The following is a 20,898-nucleotide window of genomic DNA, read 5'->3' as shown; positions in this document are numbered from 1 at the left end:
AAATCGCCAAGACTAAAGTCTCAGCTACGAAGGATAAAAAATGTGACAATGAAAGTAGAGGAGTTTTCAACCTTATTGATACACGATGTTATTTTAAATTTATGCACGTATCAGAAACCGCCAAGACTAAAGTCTCAGCTACGAAGGAAAAAAATTGTGCCAATGAAAGTAGGTGAGGTTTTAACCTTGCTGATACACGATGTTATTTTTAATTTATGTACGTATAAGAAATTGCCAAGACTAAAGTCTCAGCACGAAGGGAAAAAATGTGACAATGAAAGTATGCGAGGTTTCAACCTTGCTGATACACGATTTTGTTTTAAATTTATATCAATATAAAAGCCCGCCAAGACTAAAGTCTCAGCTACGAAGGATAAAAAATGTGCCAATGAAAGTATGCGAGGTTTCAACCTTGCTGATACACGATGTTATTTTAAATCTGTATTTCTATCAAAAACTTACAGGTTAAAATTTTATCTGAGAAGGGAAAAAAATTGTTCTAAATTAATTTACTTAATGTTACAGGGATAAAGGGGTTTTTTTTAGTCGAAAATTATATTAAACTTATATAAGGTTTAAAAAGATATTTAATGTTAAGTTTAAATATAATTTTTAAGGTAAGAGTTAAATAAATAAATTAAAGAATTGTTTATATAAAAATAAATAAGTAAGGTGTGAAGAAATGGAAGAATTAAGAAGTGCAATTAGCGAAATAGCAAATGAAAGAGTTCTAAAGTTAGTTGTAAGTAATAAATGTAATAAAGAATTGAAATATAATAAGATAAATTTCTTTTTAAAGGAAAATAATAAGAAAGAATATTATCAAATAGAAAAGTATACTGATAAACAAGTGTTTCATGAGAATATTGATGTAGAAGATTTAGAAGAAAAGTTATTAGAATATGTAGAAGGTAATTTTAAACAAGTATCAGCATTTTCAAGTGATGTTACATTTGAATTAAAAATATCTAAAAAAGGTAAGGTGTTTTTAGGTAAGAAAAAAAGTGATAATGCTAAGGTTGCTAATAAGAGTCATAACAAAGAAAAAAATTACATATTAAAAGAGGGAATGATAATTGAACCACTTATAGATTTAGGAGTATTCACTAAAGAAGGTAAAGTTGTCAATTCAATGTATGATAAGTACAAGCAAATAAATAGATTTGTAGAACTTATTGATGATGAAATTAAGAAGAATGATTATAAAGAGTTAACAATTTTAGATTTTGGATGTGGAAAATCTTATTTAACATTTGTTTTATATTATTATTTTGTAGAGATAAAAAAGATAGATGTAAAAATGATAGGATTAGACTTAAAAGAGGATGTAATTAAAAAATGTAATGATATAGCAAAACAATATAAATATGATAATTTACATTTTGAATTAGGAGATATAAATGGATTTAAGTATAATAATAAAGTTGATATGGTAATCACTTTACATGCTTGTGATACAGCAACAGATTATGCCTTATATAATGCTATAAAATGGAATAGTAAGATGATTTTTTCAGTTCCATGTTGTCAACATGAATTAAATGCACAAATAAAATCAGATGAATTATCTCTTATTACAAAATATGGAATAGTGCAAGAAAGAGTTTCTGCATTAATGACTGACTCAATTAGAGCAAATTTATTAGAAGCAGTTGGGTATAAAACTCAATTATTAGAGTTTATAGATATTGCACATTCACCTAAAAATATTTTAATTAGAGCTTCTAAATCTAAGATTTCTAATGAGAAAAAAGAAAAGTCTTTGAATGAAGTAAGAAATATAATGAATACTTTTAATTTAAATCCAACATTATATAAATTATTAGAAAAAGATAATTTTATAAAATAAGAATTTCTTTCAGAAAAAATGTGATATGGGTTAATTATAAAAACAATAAACGATAATAAAATAGTATGGGCTATCTTAAAATTTGATGAAATTTTAAGATAGCCTATATAAATAGTGATAAATTAATGTTTGTAGAGTTATATAAAATTGAGTTTTATTCAAAATTATAATTACTTTGTAATAATTTGGGATAAGGTTGATAGTATAATAAAAAGTGAAGATTAATTAAGTGCTGAAAGAAGATGATTAATGTTGAGTTAATAAAAAGAGGTAATTTTAATAGTATGAGTTTTGGCTATACAGATAATTTTAGTTATATATGAAATAGCAACAAAATTAGAGTTTGACAATAGAAAAAATAGTATTAAAATTACTTATTGTGTGCATTAATAAAATGAATTAACAAATTTTGAGTTGAAATTTTGTTTTTAGTTTAAAAGGAGAAACTTACTATGGAGGGGACAAAGAAAAAGCATATTAAAATAGGATGTGCAATTTTATTTTGTATTTTACTTGGAATTTATTTAGGAGTATCATTTTATTTTAAAAATCATTTTTACTTTAACACTAATATAAATGGACATAGTGTTTCAGGAAAAACTGTGGATGAAATAGAAAATGAATTAATGAAAAAGTCGGAAAAATATGTATTACAATTAAAAGAACTTGATAATAAAACTGAAGAAATTAAGGGAAAAGATATAAACTTAAAATATGATATTGAAGGGAAAGTACAAGCTGTAAAAGATAAGGAAAATCCTTTTGCTTGGATATCTTCAATTTTCAAAAAGAAAGAGTATAAGCTAGATAATGCTATAATTTATGACAATGCATTACTAGATGAAGCTATAACAAAGCTTTCAGCTATGGATTTAAATAATGTAGTAGAGCCTAAAAATCCTGTATTGGAATATAAAGATGGTAAATATAATATTATAGATGAAGTAGAAGGTAATAAATTAAAAGAGGATGTATTTAAAGAAAAGATTATAGAAGCTATAAATGGTCAACAAGCTAGCATTGATTTAGAAAATCTTAATTGTTATGAAAAACCAAAATATACTTCAAAATCTGATGAAGTAAAAAAAGCAAAAGATACTCTTGATAAATATGTTTCTACAAAAATTACTTATGAAGTTGCAAATACAAAAGATGTTTTAGATGCCAGTATAGTTAATAAATGGCTTAATGTAGATAATGAATTTAATGTAGTTATAGATGAAGATGCAGTAGCTAATTATGCATTTATGCTAGCAAGTAAATATAATACTTGGCAAGGAACAAGAAATTTTGTAACATCTGAAGGCAAAACTATTAAAGTTAGTGGCGGAAATTATGGATGGATAATAAATAAAGACGAAGAACAACAAGAATTAATAAAATCAGTAAAAAATGGTGAACAAAAAACACGTAAACCAATATATTTGCAAACAGCACTTGTTGAAGGTGAAAATGATGTTGGAAACACATATGTTGAAATAAATTTAACAAAACAATATATGTGGTATTATAAAGATGGTCAATTAGTGACAGAAGGAAAAGTAGTTACAGGAATGGGAACTAATGAACACGCAACACCACCAGGAACGTACCAACTTAACTACAAAGAAAGAAATGCAACATTAAAGGGTGAAAATTACGAAACAAAAGTAAGTTATTGGATGCCTTTTAATAATGATATAGGAATTCATGATGCAACATGGAGAAAAGATTTTGGTGGCGAAATTTATATGAATGATGGATCACATGGATGTGTAAATGCACCATATAATTTAGCAGGAAAAATATTTGAAAGTATTCAACCAGGAATGCCTGTTATTTGTTATTAGGACTAATTTATTTAATATTTTATATAAAAAGATATGCTTTAAGATTTAAGCATATCTTTTTTAGTATATAAATATAGGAATACAAGTCTAAACTTTAAGTTATTTATGTTTCATTTGGGAAAGAGCAATTTCAAGTGTTATACAAAATTAACAATTAACGATGAACAATTAACAATGAAGGATAAAACTGAAGTCTCAGTTTATTTGAATCAATTTTTATGATAATTTGCTAAGCAAATTAGTTTTAAAACAATATAAAAACTATGTTTTTATGGAATTCTATTTATAAATATTAAGAATGAAGTGAATAATATTAACCATTATTGTTAATTGATAACTGTTAATTGTTAATTGATTCCAGACATTATAATAGAATAAACTATAAGATTAGTAGTATTATTTGAGAAAGCTATTATTTAAAATTTCAGTTTGGAACTCTACAATATGTAACAAGATTGTCATACTAAAAGAATAGAATTTTTAAAACAAATATTTTAAAATTTGTACAAAATCTTTAAATTGTATAAATACAAATGAAATGCTTAAAAATATAATAGAAACATAAACTTAAAATATAAAAATAGAAAGGGGTAGTTATAATGAAAAGAAAAGTAAGAAGAAAGTCTAAAAACAAAGCAAATATTAATCCATTATTAGCAATAGGAGCAATAGCAGGTGCAGCTACTGTAGCCACATTAGGGGCAAAGAAATTAAAAAATAATAAATCAAAGTCTTCAATAGAACTTATTAGTAATGTAAATAATGATAATAGACAAGTTTATTTTGTGGGTGGTGGATTAGCCTCATTGGCTGGTGCTGCTTATCTTATTAGAGATTGTAACTTTAAAGGAGGAAATATTCATATTATAGAAGGTATGAGAATTCTTGGAGGTAGCAATGATGGGGCAGGAAACCCTAATGATGGATTTGTTTGTCGTGGTGGTAGAATGCTTAATGAAGAAACCTATGAAAACTTTTGGGAGTTGTTTTCAAGTATACCGTCATTAGAACTACCTGGAAAAAGTGTAACAGAAGAAATTTTAAATTTTGATCATTTACATCCAACACATGCACAAGCACGATTAGTAGATAAATATGGTGTTATTCAAGATGTAAGAAGTATGGGATTTAACAATGCAGATCGTATGGCATTAGGAAAACTAATGATTACATCAGAAGAAGATTTAGATGATATGACTATTGCAGAATGGTTCGAAAATAGTCCACATTTTTTTGAAACTAATTTTTGGTATATGTGGCAAACAACTTTTGCATTTCAAAAATGGTCTAGTTTATTTGAGTTTAAAAGATATATGGAACGTATGATATTTGAATTTTCACGTATAGAAACATTAGAAGGTGTTACGCGTACACAATACAATCAATATGAGTCAGTAATTCTTCCGTTAAAAGCATATTTAGATAGTTATGGAGTAGACTTTAGTATAAATGCTACAGTTACAGACTTGGACTTTAAACCAGGGGAAGAAATAACTGTAACTGCAATACATCTAGATGATGGTGATGGTGAAAAAGTTATAAATCTAAATAATGGTGATGTTTGTATAATGACTAATGGATGTATGACAGATAATGCAACATTAGGAGATATGCATACAGCACCAAAATTTAATGCTGAAGAACCAATATCAGGAGAGCTTTGGAAAAAGGTTTCTAAAAAGAAAAATGGACTTGGAAATCCAGAGCCATTTTTCAATCATCCAGATGAAACTAATTGGGAAAGTTTTACCGTTACTTGTAAAGGAAATAAGCTTTTAAAACTTATTGAAAAAATCTCTACTAATATTCCAGGTAGTGGAGCATTAATGACATTTAAGGATTCTAATTGGTTAATGAGTATAGTTGTTGCAGCACAACCTCACTTTAAAAATCAACCATTAGATACAACTATTTTCTGGGGATATGGACTATATACAGATAGGATTGGGGATTATGTGAAGAAGCCAATGCGTGAATGCACCGGTGAAGAAATTCTTACAGAACTTTTACATCATCTTCATATAGAAGATAAAATTGATGAAATTATGGACACAGTAGTAAACGTAATTCCATGTATGATGCCATATATAGATGCACAATTCCAACCAAGAAAGATGAGTGATAGACCAAAAGTTGTACCAAATGGATCTACTAATTTTGCTATGATTAGTCAATTTGTTGAAATTCCAGAAGATATGGTATTTACTGAGGAATACTCTGTACGTGCAGCAAGAATTGCTATATACAAATTATTTAATGTGAAGAATAAAAATATATGTCCAGTAACACAATATAAAAAACAACCTAAAGTATTAAAAGAAGCATTAAAAACTTCCTTTAGATAAGAATTAGAATATAGAAAACATCTTGTTAAAAATAAATAAACAAGATGTTTTTTAACTTAAATATAAAGAAGAATATTTAAATAACATCAAAATGACTTGTGTTAAAAATTTCTTTACTTGAATCAATAGAGTTATTTTTATGTGGATTCCTTACTTTATAAACTTCGCAACCTTGAAATGGATTAGCTGTACCAATATATAAAACATTTTCTCTAGTAACAAGCATATTACGAACACCATAATTATATACATTTCCAAATCCATTAAGACTAATAGGATTAAATGTTATGCCATCACTAGATACCCATAAATCACAACCTAAGAAATCCTTCAAATTAGAAAGTATATTTAATTGTAGTTTTAATAAAATTATAGATAGATTTGTTAGTTCAGTAGATAAAATATCACATAATAGTTCATAATTTTTTATAAAAAGTTCAGAATAAGGTTCTAAAGCAATAGAGGAGTCATAAGTAGCAACATATAATTTATCATTATATACTTTCATTTGCCAGATGTAATAATTATAAGGATTATTAAAACCACTTAAAAATCCACTTAGAGGAGCTTTACGACTTCCTGTAGAAGGGGTGGTTGGAGTAAAGGCAGGACCACCTATTACTAATTCCCAATTATCACTTTTATCAATTCTAATTAAATCAGCACCTTTAGGAATTACATAAAATAAAGGATTAAGCGTATTATTTGCAGTTCCAACATACAAATAGTCTCCGAAAGATTGAAGTGTTAAAGCAGCATCATTTGCTGCATCTCCAGCACCCTTATCTACAATTAATTTCCACTCATCCTTTTTGGGGTATTTTCCTATAGTTCTCCAAATTTGGAATCCATCTGGTGTAGAAGTTCCAACATAAAGGTGATTATTAAATTCTTCTATAGTCCAAATGGAACCAACAGGATTTTGTCCATCTTTACCATTAGGAGTCTCTAATTCCCAGCCATATAAATCAGGATCTTTAGATGAATATAATAGTGATGGAAAATCATTAGATGCAAAGTTATCTCTCATAACAGCCATGTAAAGTTTGCCATTGTATTCCTTAATGGTTCTAGTAGTTCCTAAAATGTTAGTAGAAATTTCATAAAAGTCTATACCGTTAGTAGATTTTAGGATTTTAACACCATAAGGAGAAATAGCGCCAGCATATATACAAGGTTTTACTCCAGTAGGATTAAAAGTTGCAAGGGCTCGAAAACCAGAGTAGCATGCTTTTCCAGTATAATCGACATTAGATTTAAAAACTCTTTGCCAAGGAAGAGAACCATCTTTTTTATAACGCCATATTTCAGCAGTCATATCTAAATTTTTAGAAACAAAATCTATAGGAGGTTTTATGTTCTTTACTGAATGAGGAATAGCTGCTGCAATTAAATTTCTTCCAGTGCCAACATAGATATATTCCCCAAAATCACACATTGACCATGCATAATTATTTTGTCGTGCATTAGTAGGATTTAATGAATCAAAACCATTATATGGTGTTATATTTATGAAATCGTAGTTTTTAAGATGGTAATTATCAATAGAAGTACACAAATTATTTGAATCCTTGTAAAAAATATCATTTAATTCACTTTTTAGAAGTTCTAGTAAGGGTGTAAGTTTATCATTATGAGTTAAATTTTTATCGGAAAGTAAATTTTTAAACTCATCTTTAAAGATTGATGAATTTTGAAGTTTTTCTAATATAGAAAAATCAATATCCATAGTATCCTCCTAAACAAATAACTATATAATAGTATATGATTGTTATTGGAATTAGTTGAGTAGATAGCCTTGAAATATAACTTTTTAATTATTATTCTTAATTTAATGTGTAGTCAATATTTAAAATGAAATCATATATTATATGTAAGTGGAATTTTATGTATTTCATGTTAGTAATAAAAAGGACGGATTAATAGTATGGATAATTGCAATTATGAAAATAGCAATGCACAAAAAACAGATAGCACAGTAGATTACAATGAATTAAAAAGACAACTAGGCATATTAAATTTATCAATAGATACTATATATGTTATAGTAGTAGCTATAGTATTTAATATTTTATATTTAGATAATCAAAGGAATACATTGTTAGATTCTATAAATGGGACTAACTACACAAAAAATGGGCCAGATTTAAGTAAAATACCTAGAATAACAAATTATATGGTTGTTTATGCTACAGGAATGTTCCTGCTTATTAATGGAAGTGAATATGAAAGACAATTAAGTATGACAGGAGAAAATAGGAATGAAAAATCTATATGCAAGGCTTGGAAAAGTGTTATGTCTAGTGTATTAGTGCTTTTAGCTAGTTTAATAGGTAGTAATAACTTAGAAGTTTAATAAAAAAGTAATATTTTTTGAAAATAAATGAAGGGATATGACAATGAGAATAAACAAACTTTTTAGTAATTTAGGATTTTGTTCAAGAAAAGAAACAAATAGAATAATTGAAGAAAATAGAGTGACAGTTAATGGATTGCCTTGTAGAGTAGGTCAATGGGTGGAAGATGATGATATTATACTTATAGATGGAAAGCCAATTCCTAAAAAGGAAAAAATTTATATAGCTTTAAATAAACCAGTAGGAATTACATGTACGGCAGCAAAAGAAGTAAAAAATAATATAATTGAGTACTTAAATTATCCTGAATATATTTTCCCAGTGGGAAGATTAGATAAAGAATCAGAAGGATTAATAATAATGACAAATGATGGTGAATTATCAAATAAGATTTTGGAGTCAGAAAATGAGCATGAAAAGGAATATATAGTAAAGATTGATAAAGAGTTTGATGATGAATTTATTAAAGGAATGTCATCAGGAGTCGAAATTTGTAATTCAAAAACTAGACCATGCAAAGTTAAAAGAATAGATAATAATACATTTAATATAGTATTAACTCAAGGATTAAACAGACAAATTAGAAGAATGAGTAAATCCTTTGGATACAATGTTATAGAACTTAAAAGAATTAGAATTTTAAACATAAAAATAGATGGAATAGAGGTTGGAAAGTGGAGAAAACTTACCAGTGAAGAAATAGAAATTTTAAGAAAATGTTAAAAAACAAACATAAAACCTCCAAAAATAAAATACTGGAGGTTTTATTTTTTTTGCTTATTAATAAATAAAAATAATAAAATTTCAAAAAATATATAAAATATTGTTAGTTTTTGATATAATGTGTACATATTCGACAAAATTATCCAAAGAGGTATTAAAAACTATATGTTTTTTAAATATAAATAAAAATAAAAATATAACAAGAGAAGGAGGGAAAATGATTTAAATAAATATGTATTGAGAAATTATATAGGGGTAGGGTTAACAAATTATATAAGTTTAGGAAGTAAAAATTAAAGTTAAAAGATGAAGGGATGGTGGAAATCGTTATCATAATGAAGTTTAATCTAATTGTGTAGTTATCTATACTCAAATCCAAGTTGATTATTCGTAGCTGCAATATAAAAAAATACTAAATTTTCATTATATAACGATGACAAGTATGAAATTTAAAAATATGTCAATACATAAAAAATTACTTATATCCGTTATTTTAATAGCGTTTATTTCCAATATATCAGGAGTTGTTGGTTTACTATTTTTACAAAAAACTAATGAAGATTATAAATATGCCCTAATTAATTATGGTTTTGCACAGGGGAATATAGGACAATTGGGAATAGAAGTTGAAGGATCATATTCAACAGCTAGAGAATTAATTATATCGAAAGATAAACAGGAAATATCAAAATTGGAGAAAGAAATAACCAATAGTTTTAATATAATAAATGAAAAATTACCTATTATTGAGTCACAATGTGATTCCGAAGATGAGAATGTAGCCTTTTCAAAAGCAAAAGAAGGAATAGAGGCATATCAAACTATTTTAAAGACAGCTATTAACTTATCAATTGCTGGCAATAACAATGAGGCTTTAAGAATTTTAAAAGTGGATGGTGGAGCAGATATCCAAAAGATGAGAGAAGGGATTGATGAACTACTGCAAACTAATATAGATAGAGGTAATGAACTTTCAAACAATCTAAATAATTTAAAAATAATTACAATATGTATTATGTTTACTTTTATAATAGTAGTTATATGCATTGTAATAATTTTAATAAGATATTTAACTAAAGCAATAAGTGAACCTATAAAAGAAATATCTAAGGTGTCAGAAGAAATTGCTAAAGGTAACTTAAATCTTGAAATAGAAGTTAAATCTAATGATGAAATTGGTAAACTTTCTGCATCCTTAAAAAATATATTAGATTATTTAAATAGTATTTTTTATAAAATTAAAGATTCATCATATCAGGTAGCAGCTGGCTCAGAAGAAGTTGCTGCTAGTGCACAAGCATTAGCAGAAGGAGCAACTGAACAAGCAAGCTCAATTACTCAGTTGTCTGCATCAATGCAGGAAATAAATGAACAAGTTCAAGCAACAGCACATAATGCTGAAAATGTAAATAAAATATCAGAGAAATTGTTAAGTAATATTGATGATAGCAATAAGAAAATGACAGATATGTTAATTGCTATGGATGATATAGAAGAAGCATCTAAAAATATTGCTAAAATAATAAATGTTATTGAAAGTATAGCTGATCAAACTAATTTATTAGCTTTAAATGCAACAATAGAGGCTGCAAGGGCTGGTGAAGCTGGTAAAGGATTTGCTGTTGTAGCATTAGAAGTTAGAGATTTAGCTAGCCAAAGTGCAAATGCATCAAAACAAACTACTGAGCTTATAGAAAATGCAATTAAGACAGTAGAACGTGGAAGAAAATTAGCTGATAATACTGCAAAGAATTTATCTGATGTAGTATTAAATGCAGATACAACAAGTAATTTAGTATCTGATATAGTTGGTGCATGTGAAGAACAGGCAAGTTTTATAGACGAAGTGAATCAAGGAATTTTAAAAATTACAGATATAGTTCATTGTAATTCTGCAAACTCAGAAGAAAGTGCAGCAGCAAGTGAAGAACTAACAATGCAAGTAGATACACTAAATAAAATGATAGAGCATTTTAAATTAAGATATGAAAAATAATAAAAAATGAGATTATTTATTTTTAAATAATCTCATTTTTTATATTCAATTTATTGATATAATATATAGTTAGAAAAGAATATATAGGAATCCAAGTCAAAACTTTAAGATATTCATGTTTTAGTTGAGAAAGTTCTATAGAAAATTAACAATTAACAATGAAGGATAAAACTGAAGTATCAGTTTTTTAATCAAATTTTATGATAATTTGCTAATCAAATGATTTAAATATCATATAAAAACTAGTTTTTATGTGTTTCTATTTTTACATATTAGGAACAAAGAGAGTAATATCTACCATAACTTTTCACTGTTCACTCTTAGTTTTTAATTGGTTCCAAATATAAAAATATAAATAATATGTAACTTTAGTAGTATTATTTGATAAAAAGATTAGTTTAAATTTGAACTTGGAACCCTATAGTAAAAAGGAGATTGAAATGATAAATAAATTTACAATAAATGAGATTATAGTTATCATAATGGCAATGATAGAGGAATTTGAGTCAAAAGAAATGTTTGGATATGAAAGTGAAGAGGTTTATTTTCCTAAGCCTATAAATGATAAGTTAGAAGAGTTAAATGAAGAGGAGTATGAAGAATTTTTTTGTAATGCAGAAGAAATTGTAGAAGAAGTATATTCACTTAAAAGCGGAGAACTAAATGAATTAAATGCAATACATGAAGAAATAAGTATCTTAGCAAATGATATTCTAAAAAAATATATTATAGAGTAAAAATTTAAGTTCAAGTAATTTATGGATAAGATTAAATAAAATAGGTAAGTTAAATGTTTGTTAAAAAAATATGTAAATTATCAAAAGGGATAAATTATTATATATAATAGGTGTAATATACTCGAAGGAGAGGATTTTATGGAGATGCTTAGTTTGTTTTTAGATGTGTTTTTGCATTTAGATTTATATCTAGGAACAATTATAAGACAATATGGGGTTTTTACATATATAATATTATTTATAGTAATTTTTCTTGAAACAGGATTAGTTATTACTCCGTTTTTGCCAGGAGATTCATTAATTTTTGCAGCGGCTACATTTGCAGCAATGGGAAATATGAATATTTTTATATTGGTAATTGTAGTTTTAATAGCAGCTATTTTAGGAGATGCAGTTAATTATTTTATAGGTAATAAATTAGGGAACAAACTTATGAAAAAAGATGGTAAATTTATAAAGAAGTCATATATAGATAAAACTCATGGATTTTATGAAAAATATGGTGGTAAAACTATAATAATAGCTAGATTTGTTCCAATAGTTCGTACTTTTGCACCCTTTGTAGCAGGAGTTAGCAATATGCATTATAAGAAATTTTTATGTTTTAATGCAATTGGGGCAATTCTTTGGGTGTTTTTAGTTTCATGTTCAGGATATTTTTTTGGTAATATAAAATTTGTACAAGAACACTTTACTATGGTGGTTTTAGCAATTATATTTATATCTATTTTGCCTGCAATAGTAGGAATAATTAAAGAAAAATCTCTACATAAGGCATAGAATAATTTAATATTATAAGTTAATTTTATAGGGTTCCAAGCTGGACGATGAAATTTATGAAAAACAGGTATATAAAAATATAGTTATATACCTGTTTTATTTGTTAAATTCATTTAAAATTTAGAAGTTTTGAATTCTATTAAAAGTACTTCAGGAAGATTAAAGAGTCTAAAAGGAAATCTGCTATTACCGAGGCCTCTTGAAACTATTAATGTAGAGTTATGTTTTTTATGAATTCCCTCTGAGAATTTTGGAAATAGACCTTCAGATGGAGCATAGATTCCTTTTTTAATAAAAGGAATTCTAAATTGTCCACCATGTTCATGACCAGAGAAGATTAAATCAAACTTAAATTTAGCATAATAGTCAAAGTAATGAGGACCATGAGATAAAAGTATATTAAAATATTTTTCGTCTACAGATTTCAATATATCAGTTGAAAAATGATTTTTATAATTAAAAAAATCATATTCTAATCCATAAATATTTATTTTTGAATTATTTATATTTATGGAACAAGTAGTATTATTTAAAACAATGATACCTAAATTTTCTATATTCAAAAGTAATTTTTGATAATCAGAACGTCTAGCTTCATGATTACCAGGGACATAATAAATAGGATATAACTTAATAAGTTCTTTTAATAATACAAAAGCATTATTTGTGTCTTTTTTATAAGAATTTATTATATCACCAGTTATAACAATAATATCAGGATTTAAAGTGTTAATTTTTGTTATAAGTTTACTTTGATTTTTTCCAAAAGATTTATTATGTAAGTCAGAAAGATGTATAATTTTAAATCCATTAAAATCAGTTTGAATTTTATGGTTTTCATAAACTATAGTATTTATGGAAAGTTTATTATTGTTTATATAAAGAAAAATTCCTATTATAATTATTAAAGAAAAAATCATAAAAAATTCCTTTCTTTTATAGAGTTATTTTAATAATATTAGTATACAATATATTGCAATTTAACGCTCTTAAATTATTTATTGCATGTTAAAATTATGTTTGAATGAAAGGGTAAATATTAATTAAGTGATGATATAATTAAATTATGAAGTGTATTTATAGGAATACAATTTTAAACTTTAAGTTATGAATATTTTAATTTATATTTTTAAAATTGACTTTTTATTAAATTTAAATATCAAATTAGTTGAAAACAATATAAAAACGTAGTTTTTAGGTGTTTCTATTTTAAAAGTATATTAGGGGATTAAAAAAAATATTAGAATATAAAATGAATGGAGATAAAAGTATGGAGATGATATCATGGATAAATTTATGCATTCCAATATTTATCTTTTTAATTATAATATTTGTTAATAAGAAAAATGCTGATATAGCATTAAAAAGAGCAAGAAAGAGAAGAGGGGGAATAAAGATGAGTAATGAGTTAATAAAAAAATATATAGGAAAGAATTGTATGTTATCAACAGAAGGAATTGGGGGAGCGGTTATAGGTGAAATAATTGATGTTGTTGATAATTGGATAGAAGTAAAAACTAAAAAAGAAAACCAATTATTAAATAGTGATTATATTACTAATATAAAAGAACTTCCAGCAAAATAAAAAAGTCTCCAATCAAAATTATTCATTGGGGATTTATATAATTTCTAAAAACTCTAATTAATCAAGATATTATTAAAAAAACTTGGACATAATTATAGGAATAAAAGTTTAAACTTTAAGTTATTCATGTTTCAGTTGAGAAAGAGCAATTTGAAGTGTTATACAAAATTAACAATTAACGATGAACAATTAACAATGAAGGATAAAACTGAAGTCTCAGTTTATTTGAACCAATTTTATGATAATTTGCTAAGCAAATTAGTTTGAAAACAATATAAAAACATAGTTTTTATGGAATTCTATTCATAAATATTAAGAACGAAGTGAATAATATTAACCATCATTGTTAATTGCTAACTGTTAATTGTTAATTGGTTCCAGATATTATAATAGAACAAACTGTAAGCTTAGTAATATCATTTGATAAAGCTATTATTTTGGAACTTAGAACCTTATAGTAGACTGGAAGTATATGCTTTTGTTATGTTTTTATTAAGAATATTTATAGAAGTTTAAAAAAATACATAATTAGTTTATAATAATATAAAATATTGTTAAAAAGGAGGTATCAGTAAGTATAGAAATAACTAAAAAAGTTTAGTAATATAAATAAAAATTTGGAGGTAACTGTGAAGATAGATTGGAATAGAAAATATACGACTGTTGCAGTATATTCATTTATCGTAATTTGTTTAAGTGTTGTATTTTATTTAATTGCATCAGATTTGACAGTTTTTACAACTGAATTAGACAACATTATGGCAACATTTCAACCATTTATAATAGGATTTGCAATTGCATATCTTTTAAACTCTATTTTAAAGTTTTATGAGGATAAAATTTTAAGTAAAAAGGCTTTTGAAAAAATGAAGCCAAAATCTAAGCGTGGAGTAGGCGTTCTATTTACATATATAACATTGTTTGTTATATTATTTTTATTCTTTAATTTTGTATTTCCACAATTAGTTGAAAGTATTGTAGGACTTGCTAATGATATTCCACATTATGTGAAAAATTTAAGTGAAATGTCAGACCAATTAATGAGTAAATTAAATTTAAATGAAGAATATTTTAAATTGGCATTAGAGAAGTGGAATGAATTTGTAAACTACATTATTCAATTCTTAACAGATTTAATACCTATACTAGGAAATATGTTAAAAAATGTTGCTTCTCGTGTTTGGAATATAGTTTTAGGTATAATAGTATCTGCTTATTTATTAATAGATAAAGAAAAGTTTTTTGGATTATGCAAAAAAATTACATATGCATTATTTTCAGAAAAAGCTACTAAAAGAATATTAGAATTAACACATAGAAGTAATAAGACTTTTGAAAAATTTATAAGTGGAAAAATATTAGATTCATTGATTATTGGTATATTAACATTTATTGTTTTAACAATATTTAAAATGCCATATACATTATTAGTTTCAGTTATAATCGGAATAACTAATATAATACCATTTTTCGGACCATTCTTTGGAGCTATTCCTTCATTTGTAATAATATTATTTGTATCACCAATAAAAGCATTATGGTTTTTATTAATTATACTTATAATTCAACAAATAGATGGAAATATTATAGGACCTAAAATTTTAGGAGATTCTATAGGGGTTTCTGCTTTTTGGATATTGTTTGCACTTTTAGTAACAGGAAAATTCTTAGGTTTATTAGGAATGATAATAGGAGTGCCATTATTTGCAATTATTTATTCAATAATTAAAGATATTATTGAAGAAAAATTAAAGAAAAAAGGATTGCCAGAAGAAACTTCTGATTATATGTAATAAAAAGACTCATTCTATAAGTGAATGAGTCTTTATTTATATAAGCTATAAACTTATTCCAAATATAAAAATAGGCATAACTTGTAACACTAGAATTATTATTTGATAAATGTGTTAGTTTAAATTTAAACTTGGAACCCTATATAGGAATATAAGTTTAAACTTTAAGTTATTCATGTTTCAGTTGAGAAAGAGCAATTTGAAGTGTTATACAAAATTAACAATTAACGATGAACAATTAACAATGAAGGATAAAACTGAAGTCTCAGTTTATTTGAACCAATTTTTATGATAATTTGCTAAGCAAATTAGTTTGAAAACAATATAAAAACATAGTTTTTATGGAATTCTATTCATAAATATTAAGAACGAAGTGAATAATATTAACCATTATTGTTAATTGATAACTGTTAATTGGTTCCAGACATTATAATAGAATAAACTATAAGATTAGTAGTATCATTTGAGAAAGCTATTATTTAAAATTTCAGCTTGGAACCCTATAATATAAAGATAAATGTACATCCTAAATTTATAATTAAATTTAGGAGGATTTTTTATGAATGATTTTGAGGAAAGATTAAAAGAAACTATACAGGGTATTAAATCTCACAATGAAGAAATAATAGAAGATATGAAAGAAAGATATTCAGAAAAGAAATTTGCAAAAGAAATAAAGCATCAAATGGAAGATGAGGTAAAAAAGGAAAATAAAATTGAAAGAGATATTGAACATGAATTAAAAAAGAAGAAAAAATTGAGAGAAAGTTAGAGCATGATATAAATAAATAGTATATAAAAAGCCGTTGATTTACGGCTTTTTGTATTTTAAAATTATAATTTAAAAATTCTTTAGGAATTCTTTAGTTTTATTTATCAATAATCTTTAAATTTTATTATTAATATAAAGATAACATTATATATGATTTATATAAAAAAAATAAGTTCTCCTAATAAATAAGTAGAGGAGGTAATTTTATATTGTATAATTAATTAATGAAGATTAATTAATATAGTAGGAGAGGATAGTTATGAGTTTATATAATATTTTAGTTTTAGAAGATGAGAAGGACATAGCTAATGCAATAGAAGCATATTTAGTAAATCAAGGATACAACGTTTTTATAGGAAATGATGGTTTCGAAGGACTTGAAATATTAGAAAATGAAACAATACATTTAGCAATAGTGGATATAATGATGCCAAAGATGGATGGAATAACATTTACAATGAAGCTTAGACAAAATTATGAGTTTCCCGTTATAATGCTTTCTGCAAAATCAGAAGAAGTGGATAAAATAATGGGATTAAATATAGGTGCAGATGATTATGTTACTAAGCCATTTAGACCATTAGAACTATTAGCAAGAGTAAACTCTCAATTAAGAAGGTATACTAAATATTTAAGCATGGCACAAGAAAAAGAAAAGGTAGAAAATGTTTATGTTACAGGTGGATTAGAACTTAATACAGATACAAAAGAGGTTTTAGTAGATGGAAAACTAGTAAAAACAACTCCAAGTGAATTTAAAATATTAACATTACTTATGAAAAATCCAGGAAGAGTATTTTCGAGTGATGAAATATATGAAAGAGTTTGGGGAGAGCAAGCAGTTAATACAGATACAATAATGGTTCATGTGAGGAATATAAGAGAAAAAATAGAAATAAATCCTAAAAATCCAAAGTATTTAAAGGTGGTGTGGGGAGTTGGATATAAAATCGAAAAACAGTAAAATATTTGTAAATTTAATAGTAGGAATAATATTATTCTTTGTAGCATTAGGAATGTATCTTTCATATCCCAAAATAGAACAATTTGCAAAAGAAAAAAATTTTAATCCATTTGAAAGAAGTGAATTTATAACATACTTGAATAGAAGTAATTATGCATTATATTTTGATGTAATAAAAAACAAATCAAAAAATGATGAAGAAGCTATAAATGCTATATTAAATGCAAATGATGTAATGAATTCAAACTCAATGCAATCAGAATATAGTGAAGAATATATAAAAGATAGAATTGAATATGGGAAAAATGAATTGAGAAGTTGGAGAAGAGATATAGAATCTAGCCTTAGAAATTTAGAATATTGTGTAAAAAATAAAGAAAACAATGAGTCAGTTTTTAAAGGAAATGAGATTTTACAAAGTTTAATGAATGATAAAATTGATCCTAAGGATCAGGAAAGTTTAAATAATGTATATAGATTTTATATTGTTATAGATTTTGATGATAGAGGAAATGCAACAATAAAAAATACACATGGAATTAATGTAAACTATCTTTATGATCAATTTGAGTGGGATAATGAAGAAATATTAAACTATAATGGATTAGAACTTAATCCAATAAAAAACACAAGATTTGTATATGGTGTGCCAAAAGAATTGTTATATGATGATCAGATAACTTATTATATGGAAAGTACAGAAGGCTGGTCTTATTTAGAAGCAGAAAGCTTTTTTATAAAAATAGCACTTATAATTATTGGTTTGATGGCAGTTATTATTCCATATAAAAAATCAAAGCAAATAATTGGATTTGAAAAATTTTCAAAATTACCATTTGAAATTCATTTTTTAATTTTATTTATGGCTCTTATGTATATTTCAAATTCACATGAAATTATTATTATAGATACTATTAAAGGAAGTTTTTTAAACTTCTTTATAAAATTAAATATTACACAATCTCTAGCTATATGGATGGTAACATTAGTTAATGTAATGTATTGGTTTATATTATTATTCATAATATTTTTAGAAATATTGTTAATAAAGTATATATTAAATAAAGGTATAAAAGCATATTTTAAAACACAATGCTTGACTGTTAAGGTGTTTAAATGGCTATTAAAATGTTGGAATAATAGTATGGTAAGATTTAAAAATTTAGATCTAAAGGATGATAATAAAAAGAAGGTTAAAAAAATATTAATAATAAATTTTATAATACTAGTTATTATGTGTAGCATGTGGTTTTTTGGAATTATAGTAGCTGCAATTTATACAATAATATTATTTAGAATCATAACTAAAAATACTAATGAAATAAAGGATAAGTATAATAAATTATTTGAAGCTACAAATAAAATAGCAAAAGGAAATTTAGATATAAAAATAGATGAAGATTTAGGTATATTTAATTCATTTAAATATGAAGTTGAAAGTATACAAAAGGGATTTAAAAATGCTGTAGAGGAAGAAACAAAAAGTCAAAAAATGAAAACAGATCTTATATCAAATGTGTCACATGATTTAAAAACACCATTAACGGCGATAATAACATATACAGATTTATTGAAAGATGAAAATATTTCAGATGAAAAGAGAAAAGAGTATTTGGAAATATTGGATAGAAAATCTGAAAGATTACAAGAATTAATAGAGGATTTATTTGAAGTAAGCAAAGCTACAAGTGGAAATATAACGTTAAATTTAATAGATGTAGATGTTGTATCTTTAATGAAACAAACTTTATTGGAATTAGATGATAAAATACAAAAATCTGGATTAGTGATTAAAAGTAATTTTCCAATAGAAAAAGTAATGTTATCATTAGACAGTCAACGTATGTTTAGAGTTTTTGAAAATCTTATAATTAATATAACTAAATATGCAATGCCTAATTCTAGAGTATATATTGATATTAAAAATAATAAGGAATATGTTGAAATAGTACTTAAAAATATGTCAGCAACAGAAATAAGTTTAAATGTAGATGAAATGGTTGAAAGATTTGTAAGAGGAGATAAGTCAAGAAATACAGAAGGTTCTGGATTAGGGCTTGCAATAGCAAAAACATTTGTGGATTTACATGGTGGAAAATTTGATATAAAAGTAGATGGAGACTTATTTAAGGTAATAATTAAACTTAAAAAATAAAAAATACACAATTGGGGCATTTTATAATTAATTTAAAAGTTAATTAAAAAATGCCCCAGCAATTTTATTATGCAAATAATTTTTTTATTTCATCTAGTTTTTCTATAGCTGCATTATATCCATCGGTATATCCTTTTTTTAGTTTAGTTATATCTTTTTCAAAACTATCGATAGATTGGTTTAAAGTAGGTCGTATTATTATAGCCTTTCCTTCTTTTTCAAGAGTTTCACAATACTTTACTGTTTCATTATATAGTTTATGTCTATTAAGTAAAGGCTCTTTTAGTTTAGGATATTTTTTATATAATACTTTGGAAGCAAACACATTTTTTTTACTAAATTCTTTTACATATTCCTTAGGACGTGTAAGAATTATTAAATGTTTATCATTTCCGTCAGATATAGCTTTTTTTATAGGAATAGGATCACAAATACCACCATCAAAATAATAATTATTATTGATTTTGATAGCAGGAAAAAATAATGGTATAGCACAAGTAGCTCTAAGCATAGTACATTTATCATCTAAATTTTTAGCATCTAAATATTCAGTTTGTCCAGTAATCGCATTAGTAACTCCTACCAGTGCTTTTCCTTCATACTTTAAAAATGTTTCCATATCAAAAGGAATTAATTTATTAGGAATTTCATCAAATACGAAATCTAAACCAAATAAGCTTTTACATTTAAAAAAATTTCTAAAGCCGAAATATCTACTATCATTTCTGTAAGATTCCATAACTTCTAAATTTCGTTTCTTTTGTCTAGACAAGTAGGATATTCCATTAGTAATGCCAGCTGAAACACCTATACAATAAGGAAACATAATATCATTATCTAAAAGGGCATCCATTACACCGGCACTAAATATAGGCCTAAATGTTCCACCCTCTAATATTAAACTAGCCATAAAATTCTCCCTTCACCACATAAATATATAAGAAAGTATATACCTAATTTGTATAATGGACAATTAATTTATTATATAATCATTATATAGGAATACAAGTCTA

At 25.3% G+C, this 20,898-nt stretch carries 16 protein-coding genes; 13 read left to right on the top strand and 3 right to left on the bottom strand.

Going from position 1 to position 20,898, the window contains the following annotated elements:
• Window positions 1-682: 682 nt before the first annotated feature.
• The 3 genes from BN346_RS14345 to BN346_RS14335 all read left to right on the top strand — a co-directional run bounded on the left by BN346_RS14345 (window position 683) and on the right by BN346_RS14335 (window position 6,023).
• Complete coding sequence (locus BN346_RS14345; protein WP_040329532.1) at window positions 683-1,849, top strand: methyltransferase; 1,167 nt, start codon at window positions 683-685, stop codon at window positions 1,847-1,849.
• Window positions 1,850-2,301: 452 nt separating this feature from the next.
• Window positions 2,302-3,678, top strand: a complete 1,377-nt coding sequence (locus tag BN346_RS14340; RefSeq protein ID WP_040329531.1) for a L,D-transpeptidase family protein — start codon at window positions 2,302-2,304, stop codon at window positions 3,676-3,678.
• A 599-nt stretch (window positions 3,679-4,277) separates the two neighbouring features.
• Complete coding sequence (locus tag BN346_RS14335; RefSeq protein ID WP_040329529.1) at window positions 4,278-6,023, top strand: oleate hydratase; 1,746 nt, start codon at window positions 4,278-4,280, stop codon at window positions 6,021-6,023.
• A 76-nt stretch (window positions 6,024-6,099) separates the two neighbouring features.
• On the opposite strand, the gene BN346_RS14330 is transcribed toward BN346_RS14335, so the two are convergent.
• Window positions 6,100-7,752 (bottom strand): hypothetical protein, encoded by a 1,653-nt coding sequence (locus BN346_RS14330; RefSeq protein ID WP_051540428.1) that lies wholly within the window; start codon window positions 7,750-7,752, stop codon window positions 6,100-6,102.
• A 198-nt stretch (window positions 7,753-7,950) separates the two neighbouring features.
• Between BN346_RS14330 and BN346_RS14325 the strand changes: the two genes are divergently transcribed.
• The 5 genes from BN346_RS14325 to BN346_RS14305 all read left to right on the top strand — a co-directional run bounded on the left by BN346_RS14325 (window position 7,951) and on the right by BN346_RS14305 (window position 12,616).
• Window positions 7,951-8,379, top strand: a complete 429-nt coding sequence (locus tag BN346_RS14325; protein ID WP_051540427.1) for a hypothetical protein — start codon at window positions 7,951-7,953, stop codon at window positions 8,377-8,379.
• 43 nt (window positions 8,380-8,422) lie between these two features.
• Entirely contained in the window at window positions 8,423-9,103 is a 681-nt protein-coding gene (locus BN346_RS14320; protein ID WP_040329528.1) for a pseudouridine synthase, read from the top strand.
• Between the two features lie 442 nt (window positions 9,104-9,545).
• Window positions 9,546-11,099 carry a methyl-accepting chemotaxis protein gene (locus BN346_RS14315; protein WP_040329527.1) on the top strand — a complete coding sequence of 518 codons (1,554 nt, stop codon included), beginning with the start codon at window positions 9,546-9,548 and terminating at the stop codon, window positions 11,097-11,099.
• 440 nt (window positions 11,100-11,539) lie between these two features.
• Window positions 11,540-11,836: a hypothetical protein gene (locus BN346_RS14310; RefSeq protein ID WP_040329526.1), complete on the top strand. Its 297-nt coding sequence runs from the start codon at window positions 11,540-11,542 to the stop codon at window positions 11,834-11,836.
• 138 nt (window positions 11,837-11,974) lie between these two features.
• Window positions 11,975-12,616 carry a DedA family protein gene (locus BN346_RS14305; RefSeq protein WP_040329524.1) on the top strand — a complete coding sequence of 214 codons (642 nt, stop codon included), beginning with the start codon at window positions 11,975-11,977 and terminating at the stop codon, window positions 12,614-12,616.
• Between the two features lie 113 nt (window positions 12,617-12,729).
• On the opposite strand, the gene BN346_RS14300 is transcribed toward BN346_RS14305, so the two are convergent.
• Window positions 12,730-13,536, bottom strand: a complete 807-nt coding sequence (locus BN346_RS14300) for a metallophosphoesterase (RefSeq protein WP_040329520.1) — start codon at window positions 13,534-13,536, stop codon at window positions 12,730-12,732.
• Between the two features lie 350 nt (window positions 13,537-13,886).
• Here BN346_RS14300 and BN346_RS22105 point away from each other — a divergent pair, with 350 nt between their 5' ends.
• From BN346_RS22105 to BN346_RS14275, 5 genes are all read left to right on the top strand, one after another.
• Window positions 13,887-14,201: a DUF6897 domain-containing protein gene (locus BN346_RS22105; RefSeq protein WP_040329537.1), complete on the top strand. Its 315-nt coding sequence runs from the start codon at window positions 13,887-13,889 to the stop codon at window positions 14,199-14,201.
• 629 nt (window positions 14,202-14,830) lie between these two features.
• The gene (locus BN346_RS14290; RefSeq protein ID WP_040329518.1) at window positions 14,831-15,994 is read left to right on the top strand and encodes an AI-2E family transporter; all 1,164 of its coding nucleotides are present in this window, start codon (window positions 14,831-14,833) and stop codon (window positions 15,992-15,994) included.
• Between the two features lie 559 nt (window positions 15,995-16,553).
• Window positions 16,554-16,766, top strand: a complete 213-nt coding sequence (locus BN346_RS14285) for a hypothetical protein (protein ID WP_051540426.1) — start codon at window positions 16,554-16,556, stop codon at window positions 16,764-16,766.
• Window positions 16,767-17,025: 259 nt separating this feature from the next.
• Entirely contained in the window at window positions 17,026-17,730 is a 705-nt protein-coding gene (locus BN346_RS14280) for a response regulator transcription factor (RefSeq protein WP_040329517.1), read from the top strand.
• Window positions 17,705-19,885 carry a sensor histidine kinase gene (locus BN346_RS14275; protein ID WP_081771024.1) on the top strand — a complete coding sequence of 727 codons (2,181 nt, stop codon included), beginning with the start codon at window positions 17,705-17,707 and terminating at the stop codon, window positions 19,883-19,885. The genes BN346_RS14280 and BN346_RS14275 overlap by 26 nt, the downstream gene beginning before the upstream one ends.
• A 67-nt stretch (window positions 19,886-19,952) precedes the next feature.
• Here BN346_RS14275 and BN346_RS14270 read toward each other — a convergent pair whose 3' ends face one another.
• The gene (locus BN346_RS14270) at window positions 19,953-20,795 is read right to left on the bottom strand and encodes a patatin-like phospholipase family protein (RefSeq protein WP_040329515.1); all 843 of its coding nucleotides are present in this window, start codon (window positions 20,793-20,795) and stop codon (window positions 19,953-19,955) included.
• Window positions 20,796-20,898 lie beyond the last annotated feature (103 nt).

Source organism: Clostridium ihumii AP5 (genome assembly GCF_000612845.1).
In the GTDB taxonomy this organism is placed as follows: Bacteria; Bacillota; Clostridia; order Clostridiales; family Clostridiaceae; genus Clostridium_J; species Clostridium_J ihumii.
Note: the sequence above shows the minus strand (reverse complement) of the source record. Positions and strands in the feature narration are given on the sequence as shown.